Consider the following 16686-nt stretch of genomic DNA (forward strand, 5'->3'; position numbering starts at 1 on the left):
TTCAAAAAATTATAGAATAGCTATTGTATATTTCAGGTAAAGGCTAATAAAACAAAATTGAATCTCTCCTATTTTATAGCATCCAGGTATTTTAAAAGCAAAGCCAAGAAGAATTTCATTACAGTCCTTTCCAGAATATCTATGGTGGGGGTTGCTGTAGGAACTTTGGCATTGGTAGTGGTTTTGTCTGTTTTTAATGGTTTGGAAGACTTGATCAAAGGATTGTATGCCTCCTTTGATGCCGATCTTAAAGTATTGCCATATGAAGGGAAGTCTTTTGAAATGGATGAAGATTTTTTAGCACAGATAGCAAAGTTAGAAGGTGTGGAAATTCTGACAGAAGTTATCGAAGACAACGCCCTGGTAAAGTACGGTGACCATCAGGTTGTAGCAACGCTGAAAGGAGTCTCGGACAATTTTATTAATCAGGAAAAATTTAAAGATGGCTACCTCAGTGGAGAAATGAGTTTGGGGGAGAAAAACAGACCTCAAGCTTTGATAGGCAGAGGTTTGTCCTATTTTTTACTACTCAACCTTGACAATGAATTCGATTTGATCCAGGTTTTTTACCCCAAAGACCCTAAATCAGGAAGTATAGATCCTTCAAGTATGTACAATCGGGAAGTCATACAGCCCGCAGGAATTTTCAGCGTAGAAAAACAAATAGATGACGAGTTCCTTATTGTGCCCCTGGATTTTGCTTCGAAATTGTTGGATTATGGAAACAGAAGGACAGGTCTTGAAATTATGGTTGAGGACGGCTATAATGTACAGACGGTTAAAGCTGAGTTAAGAAGCCTTCTTGGTGAAACGTTTATTGTTCAGGATAGTGATGAGCAACATGCAAGCCTTTTGATGACAATCAGATTAGAGAAATTATTTGTATTCCTTACGCTTACATTTATTTTAGCTGTGGCTTCCTTCAATATATTTTTCTCTTTAAGTATGTTGGCCATAGAAAAGAAAAAGGATATTGCTGTATTGCTCGCAATGGGAGGTACAAAAAAACTTATCCGCTCCATCTACCTAAAGGAAGGAGCCATTATTGCTTTTTCCGGTGCCTTGGTTGGTCTGGTTTTAGGTTTTTTGATCTGTTGGATTCAGGATAACTATGGACTTGTTTCATTGGGGGTAACCTCATCTGTAATAGATGCCTACCCTGTGAAAATGCAATGGACGGATTTTTTATATACAAGTATAAGTGTGGTAATTATCACAATGATAGCCTCTTATCGTCCTGCATTGATAGCCTCCAGAGTGAAAACTACTCATCATTTGTAAGGTTTTAAATTCATGATTAATTTATTTCTTTTAAATATTTCTGTAATTTGCAAACTGCCAATTTCTTAAAAAAGCACATTTTAGTTTAAATCTTGTTTTAATGAAAGTAGCTTCAGATAAGCCCTTTGAAATCGTTTATTCCCTGTTTAATCATGAATTTTTAGGAATTCTATTTGAGTCCTTTGCCGTCCAACTTGACGAAAAGGGAAGATTGTCATTTGCTTATCAGAATATTTCCTATCAAAATGCCCGAGAGTTTGAGGAAAGGTTAGATAATACAGACCTGGAGCTGATCAAATTGATGGATAGCATGCAACAGGAGGCCATTGTCAAAAAGTACAATGTAAAAAACAACAAACCCAAAGAATTTTTAAGAAAGGTCTTTGATAAGGAGCATTCTATTCAGTCTCATAAGGAAGTACAAAAGCTAATAGAAGCAAAATTAGAAATTACACGGGCTAAAATACTAGAAAAAATACAGCAAAAGCGACTTTTTGAAATGGGGAACGACGGAAACCCTGTTTGGAAGGAAATTGCAATAATGCCCGAAAAAGCATCCGTTTTGTTTCACTTCCGTAGGAATGAAGAAAACACCCATTATTTCCCTACGATCAAATACCAGGGAGAAAAAATTGAATGGCAGTACAAGGGTAGTTATCTGATCTGCCACCAGCCTGCCTGGTTGGTAGTGGATGCCATGTTGGTTAGTTTCGAAAAAGCCGTGGATGGGAAGAAATTACTACCTTTTTTAAGCAAAAGGTTTATTGTTATTCCTCGAAAAGTGGAAGATTCCTATTACAGGAAATTTGTCACCCAACTTGTAGCATCATTCGATGTTTATGCCAAAGGATTTGAGATAAAAGTTGCACGTGACAATCCAGAACCTGTTTTGTACCTTGGTGAATTACAAGGCAATCCCACAACCGATATATTTGGTAAAAAGATTGCTGCCGATGATGAAGAGAAAATGGTCTTTGAACTTAGGTTTAAATATGGCGATTATTCCTTTAAAGCTGACCAGGTCAAACCAACCAATGTGGAACTGGAGAAGAATGGAGACGAATATGTTTTCTACAAGGTGGTGAGAGATTTGAAGAAGGAGAGCTTTTATGGAAACTATTTAAAGGAAAATGGTCTTTCGGTGCGGATGGGGAGGCAGTCAATGCCCAAGAGGGAGGCCTATGAATGGATAATTAATCACCGACCTGAATTGGATGATTTAGGGATTAAAATCCAACAAACGGTCAACGAAAAAGGAAAAAATTACTTTATAGGTGCAGCCAAAATTTCGGTCAGGATCAATGAAAAAATTGATTGGTTTGATGTAGAGACAGTGATTACTTTTGGGGACTATGAAATCTCTTTCCAAAAGTTTAGAAAACTACTGCTTAAAGGGAAATCTGAAATAGAATTACCCAATAAGGAAATTGGAATTATCCCTAAATCATGGTTCGTTAATTATGGGGAGATTTTTTCTTTTATAGAGGAAGAGCAAAATGAAAATGGCAATTATAAATTAAAGAAGCACCATATTGCACTTGCTCAAGAATTGGAAAAGGGAAACCTGCTTAAACTGGGGCTAAGTGAAAGGCTGAAAAAGCTGAAAGACTTTTCTACCATTGATGATTATAAGTTGTCCAATTTTTTTAAAGGGACCTTAAGGCCCTATCAAAAGGCTGGCTATAATTGGATGCGCTTTCTAAATGAATACAATTTTGGCGGTTGCCTTGCTGATGATATGGGACTTGGTAAAACGGTTCAAACCCTTGCCTTGCTTGCTATGGAAAAGGAGCGGTCAGAAGGCACTACTTCTTTGTTGGTAATGCCCACTTCCCTGATTTACAATTGGGAACTAGAAGCCAGGAAATTTACGCCGAAATTAAAAATTTTAATTTATACTGGTACACAACGAATCAAGGACTGTAGTCAATTTGAACGCTATGATTTGGTCTTAACTTCTTATGGGATCACCAGACTAGACATTGATATTCTTAAGGATTTCTATTTTAATTATATTATCCTTGATGAAAGTCAAGCCATAAAAAATCCTGACAGTATTATTTCCAAAGCAGTGGTTCAATTGAAAAGTAACCACAAGTTAATACTTACAGGAACTCCTGTAGAGAATGGGACGATGGACCTTTGGTCGCAAATAAACTTTATCAACAGGGGGCTTTTAGGTGGACAGGCTGCTTTTAAAAAGCAGTTTTTATTGCCGATTGAGAAGAAGAATGACAAAGATAAAATCCTGAAATTAAATGCGATGATCAAACCTTTTATTCTTAGAAGGTTAAAATCGCAGGTTGCAACAGATCTTCCGGAAAAGGTGATCAATATCAAATATTCCACCATGACCACTGATCAGGAACAGGCTTATGAGGATGTGAAAAATTATTTTAGGGAGAAGATCATTGATGAAGCAAGTCTACCGGGTAAATCTCAAAAATCACTAACTTTATTGCGAGGTCTCACCAAATTAAGACAAATGGCCAATCATCCCAAAATGGCCGATGAGGATTATAAAGGGGGATCTGGGAAATTGGAAGATATTTCACATATGGTGAAATCAACCGTAAGTGAAGGGCATAAGGTGTTGGTTTTTAGTCAATTTGTTCGTCACCTGAATATTGTAAAGTCTTTTTTGGATGAGGAGAAAATACCCTTTGCCTACCTTGATGGGGCGACAGTAGATCGGCAAAAACAAGTGGCTTCCTTTCAGGAAAACCCAGACATAAAAGTTTTCCTAATTTCCCTTAAAGCTGGAGGGGTAGGTCTTAATTTAACCAAGGCTGAATATGTATTCCTCCTGGATCCATGGTGGAATCCAGCAGTGGAAGCCCAGGCTATAGATAGAGCACACCGAATTGGGCAAAAAAATAAAGTTATTATTTACAAATTCATTACCAGGAATTCAGTAGAAGAAAAAATAATGGCCCTTCAGAAGCGGAAAATGGCACTTGCTGGAGAATTGATTAGTACTGAGGAGAGCTTTATTAAAAGCCTGAATCAAGAAGACATTGTGGCCTTGCTTGACTGATAACCACTGATGGATTAATAAATGAATCATCTTAAAAATTTACATTAAATAAAAAATGCACACAGCAATTTTAATCGTTCAATGCAAAGACAACAAAGGGATCGTAGCGGCCGTTTCTCAGTTTCTTTATGAAAACAATGGAAATATCTTAGCTGTAGATCAGTATGTTGACGATGATTTAGGTGATTTTTTTATGAGGGCTGAGTGGGAATTAGATACATTTGATATTGATAAGGACTACATCCTGCAGGAGTTTGTAGATAAGGTGGGACAGCAGTTTGAAATGCAATACTCACTTTCATTCAACTTTCCTAAGCCAAGAATGGCACTATTTGTTTCAAAACTTTCGCATTGCCTTTTTGATATTTTAAGTCGTTATTATTCCGGTCAATTCAATGTGGAGATTCCGCTCGTTATTTCTAATCATCCGGATTTAGAACCTGTGGTAAGGGCATTTGGTATCCCGTTTTATCATCTTCCTGTAACCAAAGAGAACAAAGCAGAACAGGAGAAAAAGCAACTTGAACTAATGCTTGAGCATAAGGTTGACTTTGTGGTGCTAGCTAGGTACATGCAGATTATTTCAGGAAATTTCATAAAACATTTCCCCAACAATATTATTAATATTCATCATTCCTTCTTGCCTGCTTTCGTTGGTGCTAAACCTTATCATGCGGCATACAAGCGCGGGGTGAAGATCATAGGCGCAACGGCTCATTATGTAACTGAAGAACTGGATGCAGGTCCCATTATAGAGCAAGATGTTGCCCGTGTTCGGCACCACAATACAGTGGAAGATCTGGTACAAATAGGCCAAGACGTGGAGAAGGTAGTGTTGTCAAAAGCCATCAAATACCATTTGGCCAGGAAAGTACAAGTGGTAGGCAACCGAACAATAATTTTTAATTAGTAAATAGGTGAAGAAGTTTGCCAATATGGAGCCTACTTCATTTGATAACAACTTGGTAAGAAACCTGCAAACCCACCCATGATAGGGTCGGTTTGCTTGCTTTTCTCTCGGTTTAGGCTCTTGCTAAATTTTCTCCAAGGTTATCAAAATATTGCCACTTTCATCCTGTAGTATTAAATTACCTGCATGATAAGTGTATTTTTTGCTTGATTCCAGGCTAGATAAAAATCGTTGTTCTAATTCATCGAACTTACACGAGGCTTTGTCTGAATATAAGGTTGAAAATTTAATCTTCTCCTGGTTATAAATTGCGCCTCCTCGAAAATTATTGCATCCTGCAAAACCCCCGATTTCTTTGTCTTCCTTGAAGATTAAAGAAAGTTTTGATAAATCTTTTTTGGTAGCTGCAGCTCCTGGCAGATCGGTTACCTTCCAGTGATGATCTGCTAATTTTACAGGTTCTGAATTACAGGAAAAACAGAAAACGATTAATAGAAGAATTAGGCTTGTTTTAAGGTCAAAATTCATTTTATTTCATTGTTTAGTTTTACATATTGGATGAGTTCATCCATTATCTTAGTAAAACACCACAAACACTGTTCTAAAAATTGTTTCCTGTAATTTTTATACAATGGACTTATCCCCTAGGCTTAAAATGTATATACTTTCCAGAGTGAAGGCTTTTAGACTTTAGATAGGATTACCTTTCATCCATGAAGATCCTCAAACCATAAATGAGCTAGCCATCGCATATTTTGCTTTTAGGTGACAATTTTTCTCGGGATATCTTTAGGAAGTCGCGTTAATAACTCGTAATTCACTTGTTGGGTTGATTCTCCAAAAGAAGCAACAGTGATTTCATTTCTTTTTTGCCGTCCAATAATTACTACTTCATCCCCTTTTTTTACATTCTTTAAGTCGGTGACATCTACAGAGAAGGAGTTCATAGTGACATTTCCTACTACCGACAATGTTTTTCCATGAATAAGCACTTTGCCAAGGTTACTCAAACTTCTACCAAAACCATGACAATAACCAACAGGAACCTGGGCTATGGTCATATCCCTTGCTGCCATATAGCTGTTGCCATACCCAATAAAATCTCCGATTTTAATTTTTTTAAGGCTCATTATTTTACTCTTCCAACTAATCAGTCGTTTAAGCGGATTCTTTTTATTAGGAGCCAATTGCTTAAATTTAAACATGTAGGTCTCCTGACTTGGCCAAAAGCCATATTGGGCAATTCCAATCCTTACCATATCCATGATGGTCTCAGGGTAACTAAATGAGGCAGCAGAACAAGCTGTATGATAGCGATCAAAATGAATTCCATTGTCATTGAACCAATTTTTGAATTCCTGATAACGCTTAATTTGACCTTGTATCCGAACATAATTGGCAACGCTTTCAGCCCCAGCATAGTGGGTGCACAATCCGCACAACTGTAAATATTTACTGTTCTCTTTTAAAACCTCTGCAAGTGATTCCTTTTCATTCCATTCATAGCCCATTCTATGAAAGCCCGTCTCCACCTCTATATGGATCATTGCTTTCTTTCCTAAAACTTTACTTTTATGAATAGCAGCCTCCAACCGATCCATTTCGAAAACATAGAAGCTTATTTCGTTTTCTATTAAATAGGGCAGGTTTTCATTTTCCACCATGCCCATAATCATTACCTGACTCTTTTTGGTGGAAGATTTTTGCACCCTGATTGCTTCGTCAGTACTAAAAGCGCTAAAATGCCGGATGCCAACACTTTCTGCAATTTTCACAGTGTTTTCTATGCCATGACCATACGCATTTCCTTTGATGACTGAGGAGATGGTTACGTTCTCCCCGATTTGGCTTTTTATAAACCTAATGTTATTGCTATAGGCACTTTTACTTATTTCAATATAAGAAGTGTGGTCCATCTTTTAGTGGTTTAGTTTTTCTATAATGGTATAAAACAAATCAACTCCAATGGGCAACAATTCATCTGGAAAATCATAACTGTTTTCGTGCAGTTGAGGGTGGAGTTTCCCAGATCCTAAGCCAAAGAGCACGCTTTTGGTGGTGCTTGATAGCGCACCAAAATCCTCTGACCATCGAAAGGGCGTGATGGCAATGTTTTTAGTGAGGCCTAGTTTAGTGACTGCCTCATCTACTATATCATAGGCTTCTGTATCATTCTCTACCACCTGAAACTCTTCTGTGAAACTAATGCTGCATTCTAAACCATTTATGGCGGATACTTTTTGGGATAGGGAGATGGCATTTTCCGTCAATCTGTTCATGACCTCATTGTCAAAAGTCCGAAGGGTGGACATGACATTGGCTGCTCCGGGAGTGGTGCCAAAGGCTACCTCTCCAAGTTGGGCATGAATTACAGTTACCAGTGAAAACTCCTGGTGCTTCTCAGGAAGTTTTTGTAGACCTGATATCAACTGACACATGGCATTGGCAGGGCTTATTGCATTCTCAGGGTGAGCAGCATGGCTGGTTCTTCCTTTAAGCTTTATAATCATCCCTTTGGATGCTGCAGTGAAAGCTCCTTGTTTTAATATCACTTCCCCTAAATCATAACCAGGTAGGTTATGCAAGGCAAAGGCAAAATCGGGTTTAATTTTTTGGTAATTGGGGGATTCTATTACTTGTGCGGCTCCCATACCGGTCTCCTCTGATGGCTGAAATAACAAAATTACACTTCCATATTGAGGCCTTTTCTTTGCCAGTTTCAGTCCTACGCCGCAGAGAATAGCCATATGGCCATCATGACCACAAGAATGTGCGATCCCGTTTTTTTTGCTTTTATAGGGAAAATTGTTATTCTCTAAAATTGGCAAGGCATCAAGTTCCGCCCGTATCAAGGTAGCTGGTCCCTTCTCTTGGCCTTTGAAAACAATGGCCAGACCATATTTCCCCAGGTCGTCCACGATTTCATCTGGGGACAAAGCTTCAAAAAAGGCCCTAATCTTTTTGGAGGTCTTTTGTTCCTTTCCTGAAATCTCAGGTGCCTGGTGAAGCTGTTTCCGTAAAGTACTTATTTCTTTAATAATAGAATTCATCTTAAATTTTTCAATAAATAATATTGGCGGGGATACCAAGCCATAAAGCTGGATCTGGACAATTTACTTGATATCTTTCTTTTTCTGAAGCCGAACAAACTCCAGGATAATCTCCTGATTTATTTTCCAAATTTTTGATCATTTGAAAGTGAAGGTGGGGAGGCCAGTTGCCATTTTCAGAGGAAGTCCCCAGGTGCCCGATTCTTTCACCCTTTTTGATCATTTGGCCAATTTTTAACTTTTTTAGGTCTTTTATGCTTAAGTGCCCATAAAGGCTGTAGATTGTTTGATCTTGCCAGAAATGTTCGAGTATTACAGTAGGGCCATAATTGCCAAAGCCCTTATTGTCCTGAAAACTATGCACCAGCCCTTCCTTCGGACAATAGACTGAGCTATCAGAAAAGGACCAAATATCCATTCCTAAGTGAATATTTCGGTATTTTGAATCGGTTGCGTCTTCAAAAACCTTACTTCGCTGATAAATATTGCGTTTTTCCAGGTAACCTCCGATTCCAAACCTTTTTTTATTTTGCCTTAATAATGTGGTGATAAAGGCTTCAAAGGCTGGCGTGTCCATCAAGTCTATTTGCTTTAGCGCTAAATTCTGCTCGCTTATGTCCATCAAAATGGTGTTGCTATCATTCAGAGCTTCTCCCATTATAGGATGAAATTCCAGACGTTTGATTGACATATGACTTAAATAAAATAAATGGGCAATTTGAAATTATTTTTCAAGATAGGGAAATTAGTTTGTAGCAAAAGGATAGAAATCAATTTTCTTGCGATAAGTAAATCAACCAGATTATATTGTCTATTGTTCAGATTATATGCAATTTTGATATATGGAGACTCGCCCAAATATTTCATCTCAAAGTATAAGAGAGGCAAGAGAAAGAATCGATCACATGGTTCATCGTACGCCTGTATTACATTCCTCTGCGATAAACGAATTGGCAGGGTGTGATTTGTTTTTTAAGTGTGAAAACTTTCAGAAAGTAGGCGCTTTTAAAGCAAGAGGTGCTGCAAATGCGGTACTCAAATTGTCCAAAAAGGACCGTGAAAATGGTGTAGCCACTCATTCTTCAGGAAACCATGCCGCCGCCCTTGCACGTGCTGCCAATGTCGCTAAAATACCAGCCTATATTGTGATGCCATCAAATGCTCCTGAAGTGAAAAAGCTTGCAGTAAAAGGATATGGGGGAATAGTGATTGAATGTGAACCGAGTCTTCAGGCTCGGGAAGAGGGATTGCAGAATGTGGTGGATACCCATGGGGCAACTTTTATCCCTCCTTATGACCATCTCGATGTTATTGAAGGGCAAGCTACCTGCGCATTGGAAATATTTGACGCGGGGTATTTACTAGATGTATTGTTAACGCCTGTTGGTGGTGGAGGATTATTAGCAGGGACAGCTTTGGCGGCAAGTTTTTTTTCTCCAAACACCAAAGTCATAGGTGCTGAACCTGAAGGTGCAGATGATGCAAGAAGGTCTTTTGTCGCAGGGTATAGAATACCTATGGAAAAGCCCAATACTATCGCTGATGGTCTGTTAACCTCTCTGGGAGGAATGAATTTTGACATCATCTCTAAATATGTTGAAGATATATTGACCGTAAATGATACGGAAATTATTGCTGCAATGCGGCTGATCTATGAGAGAATGAAAATTGTAATAGAACCAAGTTGTGCAGTGCCTTTGGCAGTTGTTTTAAAGAACAAAAGCTTGTTTGCAGGGCAAAAGGTGGGAATCATTTTGTCAGGAGGAAATGTAGACTTGTCAAAATTGCCTTTTTAATCCATGTTATGCATTTGGGTTTCCTGGACGTTCTCATAAGGAAATGGCATGTTATTACCTTAATAAGGTAGCGACTACGCCTGGTACAAGCCCGCTAAAATTTTCACCACACGGTCTATTTCAGCTTTGGTATTGAATCTACTGAACGAAAACCTGACGTTTTCTCTTGAGGGATCTGCTTCAAGGGCGTTAAGTACATGTGAGCCAAGACGCGCCCCACTTGAACATGCTGAACCACCTGATGCCGAAATTCCTTCCAGATCAAGATGAAACAATAACATGCCTTGGTTATTGTCTGAAGGAGGGAAGCTTACATTGAGCACAGTATACAGGCTTTTGTCAAGGTTACCAGACAGTCCATTGAAGGTAATACCTGGAATGGCCTCTTCTATTTGGCTTTTAAAGTAAACTTTTAACTGCAGAATTTCCTGAGCATGTGATGCTTGTTCTTCGTAGGCCAGTTCAAGTGCCTTGGCCATGGCAATTATCCCGGCAATATTTTCAGTACCTCCTCTGTGGTTTCTTTCCTGGCCACCACCCAAAATCAATGGGTTTATCTTTTTATTTTTATTAATATAGAGAAAGCCGACCCCTTTAGGACCATGAAATTTATGGGCCGAACCTGATAGTGAATGAATGGGGAGGGATTTCAAGTCAATGGGATAATGCCCCATAGTCTGAACAGTATCAGAATGAAAATAGCTGCCATGCTTTTTACAAAAAGCAGCTATTTTTTCTATATCGTTTAGATTTCCTATTTCATTATTGCCATGCATTAAGCTAACCAAACTGTTAGGTTCTTTTTCTAACAATAAGGCAAGTTGATCCATATTTAGATTCCCTTCTGCGTCGCATTCGAGTAAACTTAATCGGATGTTTTTTTCTTTAACCTCCTGTTCTACCACATGCAAAACTGCATGGTGCTCAATAGGAGAGGTGATGACATGCTTTATGCCATAGGTTGCAATGGCACCACAAATAGCAGTATTGTCTGCTTCAGTTCCGCCAGATGTAAATACAATTTCTCCTGGGCTGGTATTTAGTAGGCTCGCTATTTTTTTTCTGGCTTTTTCTAAAGCTTCTCTTGCATTTCGCCCATGGCTATGTACAGAAGAAGGATTGCCAAAATTATTTTTATAATAGGGTAACATCACTTCCAAGACCCGCTCATCCATGGGAGTTGTTGCCGCATTGTCAAAATATATGGAAGCTAATTCCGTCATTATGCCGTTTTAGATAATCTTAGCTTATTTCTCTGAAATTATCTCTTTGATGTCCAGGAGTATTTTATTGGCCAAATGGTCAGCGGTAGCAGCCGTCCCAGATTCTGAATAAATACGAATGATAGGCTCTGTATTTGATTTCCTAAGATGAACCCATTCTTTCTCAAATTCTATTTTTACACCATCTATTGTGTTGATAGGGTAATTTTGATACTTGCGTTGAATCTTATCCAGAATACTGTCTACATTGATAGAAGGTGTAAGTTCAATTTTGTTTTTTGAGATAAAATAGCCAGGATAAGTGGCCCTTAGCCTACTGGCAGATTTCCCAAATTTGGCCAAATGGGTTAGGAATAATCCAATGCCCACCAATGCATCTCTTCCATAATGAGACTCCGGATAGATTATTCCACCGTTGCCTTCGCCTCCTATAATGGCATCTATCTCTTTCATTTTGGTGACAACATTTACTTCACCCACAGCAGAAGCGTGGTATTCTCCTCCCTGGCGTTCAGTTACGTCTCTTAAAGCTCTGGTAGAGCTAAGATTGGATACAGTATTTCCTTTCTGGTTGGACAATACATAATCTGCTACAGCCACGAGGGTGTATTCCTCCCCGAAAAAGCTACCGTCTTCATTTAGAAATGCAAGTCTGTCAACATCCGGATCAACTACTATTCCAAGATCATAATTGCCATTTTCCAACTTTAAGGAAATGTCCCGAAGGTGTTCAGGTAAGGGTTCAGGGTTGTGAGGGAAATCTCCATTTGGTTCGCAATACATTTTCTCTATAACTTCCACTCCCAGAGCAGTAAGTAATTTTGGAACGACAAGACCTCCAGAAGAATTCACACAATCAATGACTACTTTAAATTTTCTAGCCGCAATGGCCTCTCGGTCCACAAGCGCCAGATCAAGAACATGCTGAATGTGGATGTCAAGGTAATCTTCTCTTTGAGAATAGCGTCCTAGTTTGCGCACTTCTGCAAAAGTGAAATTCTCGTTTTCAGCTTTATCCAGTACTTCTTTACCTTCCTTGTCCGTAATAAATTCACCTTGAGCGTTGAGTAGCTTTAGCGCATTCCATTGAATGGGATTGTGACTTGCTGTAATGATGATTCCACCACCTGCATTTTCTCTTGGTACAGCCAGTTCTACGGTAGGGGTAGTGCTCAGTCCCAGATCAATTACATCTAGTCCTAAACCCTGAAGGGTACTGGCCACCAGTTGTGAAACCATCGCTCCAGAGATTCTTGCATCTCTGCCCAACACGATTTTTTTATTGGGTGAGTTTTCTAAAACCCATGCACCATAAGCTGCTGAAAATTTCACTATGTCCAAAGGAGAAAGTCCCTCACCAGGTTTTCCGCCAATAGTTCCTCTAATACCGGAAATCGATTTAATTAATGCCATTTAAAGAATTTAATGGAAGGTTATAAAAATTAGTATTTGATGGATGTGATTATTTGAATTTTGCCATCACCTTGTCAACTTCATTGTCAGGATTGCCACAAGAACTTATCTCATCTACTTTTTTGCCGCAGTAGCCACAAGTTTCACCTGTCTTATTAAGATAGGGGTTTTGAGAGGCGCATGTTCCTTTGAATTGTCCGTTTTTTAGGAAAATTAACCTTACAGACATCAAAATGAAAAATAATGCCACGAATGCCAATGTTAAATATACGGTTGTCATATCAATTTTATTTCTGCAAATTTACGTATTACTTTCAAAACGTTTATACCGAAATATAAGTTTCCTCTCTTTTTATGATTAATCCAGACAAAAGAAAAAAGCAGTTAGCAGCTTTTGACCAACTATTGACGATCATGGATGAACTCCGTGAAAAATGCCCATGGGATAAAAAACAAACCATTGAGAGTTTAAGGCACCTAACGATTGAAGAAACATTTGAACTTTCCGATGCTATAATAGACAATGATCTGGAAGAAATTAGTAAAGAACTTGGCGATATATTATTGCATATCGTCTTTTATGCCCGTATAGGAGATGAGAAAGGAGCTTTCGATATTGCCAAGGTGATTGAACAGCTAAACGAAAAATTGATTAGAAGACATCCTCATATTTATGGAGATACGACTGTTGATGATGAGGAGGAGGTAAAGCAAAATTGGGAAAAAATTAAGCTTAAAGAAAAAGGCAACACAAGTGTGCTCGGAGGAGTACCCAAATCGTTACCTGCTTTGATTAAAGCCATGCGGATCCAGGAAAAAGCCAGAGGGGTAGGTTTCGATTGGGAGGAGAAACATCAGGTATGGGAAAAAGTAGAAGAAGAACTGGCAGAATTTCGTGAAAATTTCGATGCCACTACTGAGCAACCTGTAAATAAGGAGGAGGCGACGAAAGAATTTGGAGACCTTATGTTTTCCTTGATAAACTATTCAAGGTTCATTGGGGTCAATCCGGAGGATGCTTTAGAGAGAACCAACCGGAAATTTATTTTCAGGTTTCAATACCTTGAAAAGGAAGCAAAATCTTCAGGTAAAACCTTGTCTGAAATGAGTTTGGAGGAAATGGATGCTTACTGGGAAGCAGCAAAAAGTAAGGAGTAAATAGGGTGTTTTAAAAGAAAATTCTGATCAATGGGTTATCCACTTTTTAGGCTTAGATTAATTTAGGAAAAGTATAGTTTTTCCAAGTTTTCCACAATCTGGTAATTTTTTAACGAGTGTTAATGTGCTCTATATCAATTCATTAACCTCAATTACATGAACGGTGTGGATAAAATTATCGAAATGTGGATAAATATTTCTTGCTTTTTTCATTCCTCAAATGCATTATGGAAAGGCCATTTTTGACCGAAATTCAGTAGATTTTAGCTTCCGGTTGCCATTTGTTTTTCTCTTCATTTTAACCCCAAATTAGAATCTTATTTGGTTTATTCAGAAATGAACAGATGCATTACTATCTTAGCTTAAAAGCGCTGTAATACCTGTAATGTTTTTTAGTTTTACCAGTAAGAATCAGTGCCTTATAAGTAAGTAATTGATCCAGATTTGGATCTGTATTGTGGCTGCACTGTTTCAATTAAATGGCAATAATACCGCTACAGGGCATTTTTTTTTCCTAACCTAACGGAATAGCCAATGCATCTTTAGGGATTAAACGAATTTCAATATTTCATCGATGTATTCCCGGTTGTTGGAAAGTCTGGGAACTTTATTTTGGCCACCCAAACGACCCTTTGATTTGAGCCACTTTTCAAATATTCCTTCTGAAGCAAAATGAAGAATAGGTGGCTTCAAGACCATGTCCTTGTATCGCTTGGCTTCGTAGTCAGAATTTACATTCTTTAATTCCTGATCCAATCTTTGGAGAAAATCGTCCTTATTAGTGGGTAGCTTTACAAACTCAATGATCCATTCATGCGTGCCTTGCTCGTGGTTTTTATCAAAATATACCGGTGCTGCAGTAAAGTTGCTGATGGTGGCACTTGTAGCTTTACAGGTGATTTCCATTGCTTTTTCTGCATTCTCCACGATCAGCTCCTCACCAAAGGCATTGATAAAATGTTTGGTACGTCCGCTAATTTTAATTCTGTAAGGGTTTGTAGAGGTGAATTTGACTGTATCACCAATTTTATACCTCCAAAGGCCGGCATTTGTAGATATTAGTAAGGCGTAGTTTTTACCTTTCTTTACCTTATCCAGGGGGATGATGTTGGGGTGTTCGCTTTCTATTTCCTCCATCGGAATGAATTCATAAAAAATCCCGTAGTCTAGCATTAGAAGCAATTCGTCTGAATCTTTTTGGTCTTTAATACCAAAGAAACCTTCAGAAGCATTGTATGTTTCCATATAATGCATATCGGGAGAAGGAATAAGGCTTTCGAAAACGTTTTTATATGGACCAAAAGCTACAGCACCATGAAAGAATACCTCGAGGTTAGGCCAAATTTCTAAAATATTTTTGGTATTGGTTTTTTCGAGGACTTTCTTAATTAATACCATTGTCCAGGTGGGGACGCCTGTAAGACTGGTCACATTTTCTTTTATCGTTTCATCAGCCATCTTGTCTATTTTATTCTCCCATTCACTCATCAAGGCCACCTCGAGGCTAGGTGTTCTTGCCATTTGAGCCCATTTAGGGAGATTTCTCATGATGACAGCAGAAATATCACCAGAAAAACTATTTTCATTATAATCAAGATTATTGGTTTGAAGGCTTCCGCCTATCGTCAGGCTTTTGCCTGTAAACAATTTTGTCTCCGGATAATTGTTGATATAAAGGGAAAGCATGTCTTTGCCACCCTTGAAATGGCAATCCTCCAGGCTTTCAGGCGAGACTGGGATGAATTTACTACGAGAAGATGTGGTGCCAGATGATTTTGAAAACCAATGGATAGGGGTTGGCCAAATAACATTTTGCTGCCCTTTCATGGTTTGTTCGATATATGGCTTTAGTGCTTCATAATCATGAACAGGTACCCATTGGTTGTAATCTTCGTAAGCCGAAATCTTCTCAAAATTATATTTTTTCCCAAATTCAGTTCTTTTGGCTGTATGTATCAGCTTGAAAAGAATTTCTCTTTGGGTTTCCAGCGGATTATTTTTAAATTTTTCGATCTGACCTATTCGATTCTTTAGGATCCAGGTCATAAAAGTATTGATCAATTCCATAGTGGAGGTTTGGTCGTTTTAAATTTTCCTTTTTAACTCGAAATTTTTTCCAAGATAAACTTTTCGTACTTGCTCATCTGCGGCGAGTTCTTCCGCTGTTCCAGCCTTTAATAGTTTCCCTTCAAACATCAGGTAGGCACGGTCAGTAATAGACAAGGTTTCATTTACATTATGGTCAGTAATGAGAATGCCAATATTCTTCCTTTTAAGCTTGGCTACAATGGTTTGAATTTCTTCCACAGCAATAGGATCTACTCCCGCAAATGGTTCGTCCAGTAATACAAATTTTGGATCCACAGATAAAGCTCTGGCAATTTCTGTTCTTCGTCTTTCACCACCAGAAAGCACCATTCCTAAATTTTTTCTCACATGGGTGAGACTAAACTCTTCCAATAATTCTTCTACCTTTTCCTTCTGGGCTTTTTTAGGAATATTACTCATTTCCAAAACCGCCATTATATTTTCTTCCACGGTTAGCTTCCTGAAAACAGAGGCTTCCTGTGCCAGGTATCCAATGCCCAATTTAGCCCTTTTGTACATGGGTAATGGCGTGATGTCCTGGTTGTCCAGGTATACGGTTCCGCCATTCGGTTTTACAAGGCCCACAATCATGTAAAATGAGGTGGTTTTTCCAGCGCCATTAGGTCCTAAAAGACCTACAATTTCTCCCTGAGCTACTTCAACGGAAATATTGTTGACTACCTTTTTTTTCTTGTATATTTTAATAAGATGCTCTGCCTTTAATATCATG

General features: G+C 38.5%; 14 protein-coding genes. 5 read left to right on the forward strand and 9 right to left on the reverse strand.

What is annotated here, in order from left to right:
• Positions 1 to 57 precede the first annotated feature (57 nt).
• The 3 genes from AC0L7T_RS04640 to purU all read left to right on the forward strand — a co-directional run bounded on the left by AC0L7T_RS04640 (position 58) and on the right by purU (position 5228).
• Positions 58 to 1281: an FtsX-like permease family protein gene (locus AC0L7T_RS04640; RefSeq protein ID WP_473341309.1), complete on the forward strand. Its 1224-nt coding sequence runs from the start codon at positions 58 to 60 to the stop codon at positions 1279 to 1281.
• Between the two features lie 100 nt (positions 1282 to 1381).
• Positions 1382 to 4318 (forward strand): DEAD/DEAH box helicase, encoded by a 2937-nt coding sequence (locus AC0L7T_RS04645; RefSeq protein ID WP_473341310.1) that lies wholly within the window; start codon positions 1382 to 1384, stop codon positions 4316 to 4318.
• Between the two features lie 55 nt (positions 4319 to 4373).
• On the forward strand, positions 4374 to 5228 hold the full coding sequence (gene purU, locus AC0L7T_RS04650) for a formyltetrahydrofolate deformylase (protein WP_473341311.1): 855 nt from the start codon (positions 4374 to 4376) through the stop codon (positions 5226 to 5228).
• Positions 5229 to 5351: 123 nt separating this feature from the next.
• Here purU and AC0L7T_RS04655 read toward each other — a convergent pair whose 3' ends face one another.
• From AC0L7T_RS04655 to AC0L7T_RS04670, 4 genes are all read right to left on the reverse strand, one after another.
• Positions 5352 to 5756 (reverse strand): META domain-containing protein, encoded by a 405-nt coding sequence (locus AC0L7T_RS04655; protein ID WP_473341312.1) that lies wholly within the window; start codon positions 5754 to 5756, stop codon positions 5352 to 5354.
• Positions 5757 to 5989: 233 nt separating this feature from the next.
• Positions 5990 to 7144, reverse strand: a complete 1155-nt coding sequence (gene alr, locus AC0L7T_RS04660) for an alanine racemase (protein ID WP_473341313.1) — start codon at positions 7142 to 7144, stop codon at positions 5990 to 5992.
• Positions 7145 to 7147: 3 nt separating this feature from the next.
• Positions 7148 to 8278, reverse strand: a complete 1131-nt coding sequence (locus tag AC0L7T_RS04665) for an amidohydrolase (RefSeq protein ID WP_473341314.1) — start codon at positions 8276 to 8278, stop codon at positions 7148 to 7150.
• A gap of 10 nt (positions 8279 to 8288) precedes the next feature.
• Complete coding sequence (locus AC0L7T_RS04670; protein ID WP_473341315.1) at positions 8289 to 8969, reverse strand: peptidoglycan DD-metalloendopeptidase family protein; 681 nt, start codon at positions 8967 to 8969, stop codon at positions 8289 to 8291.
• Between the two features lie 151 nt (positions 8970 to 9120).
• On the opposite strand from AC0L7T_RS04670, the gene AC0L7T_RS04675 reads away from it, so the two are divergent.
• A complete protein-coding gene (locus tag AC0L7T_RS04675) occupies positions 9121 to 10074 on the forward strand; it encodes a pyridoxal-phosphate dependent enzyme (RefSeq protein ID WP_473341316.1) in 954 nt (317 codons plus the stop codon).
• Between the two features lie 74 nt (positions 10075 to 10148).
• Here AC0L7T_RS04675 and AC0L7T_RS04680 read toward each other — a convergent pair whose 3' ends face one another.
• Genes AC0L7T_RS04680 through AC0L7T_RS04690 form a run of 3 tightly spaced genes read right to left on the reverse strand, consistent with a single transcriptional unit; the run spans position 10149 to position 12990 of the window.
• Positions 10149 to 11297 (reverse strand): cysteine desulfurase family protein, encoded by a 1149-nt coding sequence (locus tag AC0L7T_RS04680; RefSeq protein WP_473341317.1) that lies wholly within the window; start codon positions 11295 to 11297, stop codon positions 10149 to 10151.
• A 24-nt stretch (positions 11298 to 11321) separates the two neighbouring features.
• Positions 11322 to 12710 (reverse strand): phosphoglucosamine mutase, encoded by a 1389-nt coding sequence (gene glmM, locus AC0L7T_RS04685; protein ID WP_473341318.1) that lies wholly within the window; start codon positions 12708 to 12710, stop codon positions 11322 to 11324.
• A 49-nt stretch (positions 12711 to 12759) separates the two neighbouring features.
• Positions 12760 to 12990, reverse strand: a complete 231-nt coding sequence (locus tag AC0L7T_RS04690) for a hypothetical protein (RefSeq protein WP_473341319.1) — start codon at positions 12988 to 12990, stop codon at positions 12760 to 12762.
• 74 nt (positions 12991 to 13064) lie between these two features.
• Between AC0L7T_RS04690 and mazG the strand changes: the two genes are divergently transcribed.
• On the forward strand, positions 13065 to 13868 hold the full coding sequence (gene mazG / locus AC0L7T_RS04695; protein ID WP_473341320.1) for a nucleoside triphosphate pyrophosphohydrolase: 804 nt from the start codon (positions 13065 to 13067) through the stop codon (positions 13866 to 13868).
• A 549-nt stretch (positions 13869 to 14417) separates the two neighbouring features.
• Here the strand turns inward: mazG and AC0L7T_RS04700 are convergent.
• Together AC0L7T_RS04700 and lptB are read right to left on the reverse strand one after the other, a co-directional pair.
• Positions 14418 to 15935 (reverse strand): GH3 auxin-responsive promoter family protein, encoded by a 1518-nt coding sequence (locus AC0L7T_RS04700; RefSeq protein WP_473341321.1) that lies wholly within the window; start codon positions 15933 to 15935, stop codon positions 14418 to 14420.
• A gap of 18 nt (positions 15936 to 15953) precedes the next feature.
• Entirely contained in the window at positions 15954 to 16685 is a 732-nt protein-coding gene (lptB, locus tag AC0L7T_RS04705) for an LPS export ABC transporter ATP-binding protein (RefSeq protein WP_473341322.1), read from the reverse strand.
• Between the last annotated feature and the right edge of the window lies 1 nt (position 16686).

The sequence above is a fragment of the Cyclobacterium sp. 10D3-21 genome (assembly GCF_055809755.1).

What these genes read in the sequence shown, in the direction of transcription:
- mazG (WP_473341320.1), top strand. Translation starts at nt 13,065, where the DNA reads ATGATTAATCCAGACAAAAGAAAAAAGCAGTTAGCAGCTTTTGACCAA.
- AC0L7T_RS04700 (WP_473341321.1), bottom strand. Translation starts at nt 15,935, where the DNA reads ATGGAATTGATCAATACTTTTATGACCTGGATCCTAAAGAATCGAATA.
- lptB (WP_473341322.1), bottom strand. Translation starts at nt 16,685, where the DNA reads ATGATATTAAAGGCAGAGCATCTTATTAAAATATACAAGAAAAAAAAG.
- glmM (WP_473341318.1), bottom strand. Translation starts at nt 12,710, where the DNA reads ATGGCATTAATTAAATCGATTTCCGGTATTAGAGGAACTATTGGCGGA.
- alr (WP_473341313.1), bottom strand. Translation starts at nt 7,144, where the DNA reads ATGGACCACACTTCTTATATTGAAATAAGTAAAAGTGCCTATAGCAAT.
- AC0L7T_RS04680 (WP_473341317.1), bottom strand. Translation starts at nt 11,297, where the DNA reads ATGACGGAATTAGCTTCCATATATTTTGACAATGCGGCAACAACTCCC.
- purU (WP_473341311.1), top strand. Translation starts at nt 4,374, where the DNA reads ATGCACACAGCAATTTTAATCGTTCAATGCAAAGACAACAAAGGGATC.
- AC0L7T_RS04675 (WP_473341316.1), top strand. Translation starts at nt 9,121, where the DNA reads ATGGAGACTCGCCCAAATATTTCATCTCAAAGTATAAGAGAGGCAAGA.
- AC0L7T_RS04690 (WP_473341319.1), bottom strand. Translation starts at nt 12,990, where the DNA reads ATGACAACCGTATATTTAACATTGGCATTCGTGGCATTATTTTTCATT.
- AC0L7T_RS04665 (WP_473341314.1), bottom strand. Translation starts at nt 8,278, where the DNA reads ATGAATTCTATTATTAAAGAAATAAGTACTTTACGGAAACAGCTTCAC.
- AC0L7T_RS04655 (WP_473341312.1), bottom strand. Translation starts at nt 5,756, where the DNA reads ATGAATTTTGACCTTAAAACAAGCCTAATTCTTCTATTAATCGTTTTC.
- AC0L7T_RS04645 (WP_473341310.1), top strand. Translation starts at nt 1,382, where the DNA reads ATGAAAGTAGCTTCAGATAAGCCCTTTGAAATCGTTTATTCCCTGTTT.
- AC0L7T_RS04670 (WP_473341315.1), bottom strand. Translation starts at nt 8,969, where the DNA reads ATGTCAATCAAACGTCTGGAATTTCATCCTATAATGGGAGAAGCTCTG.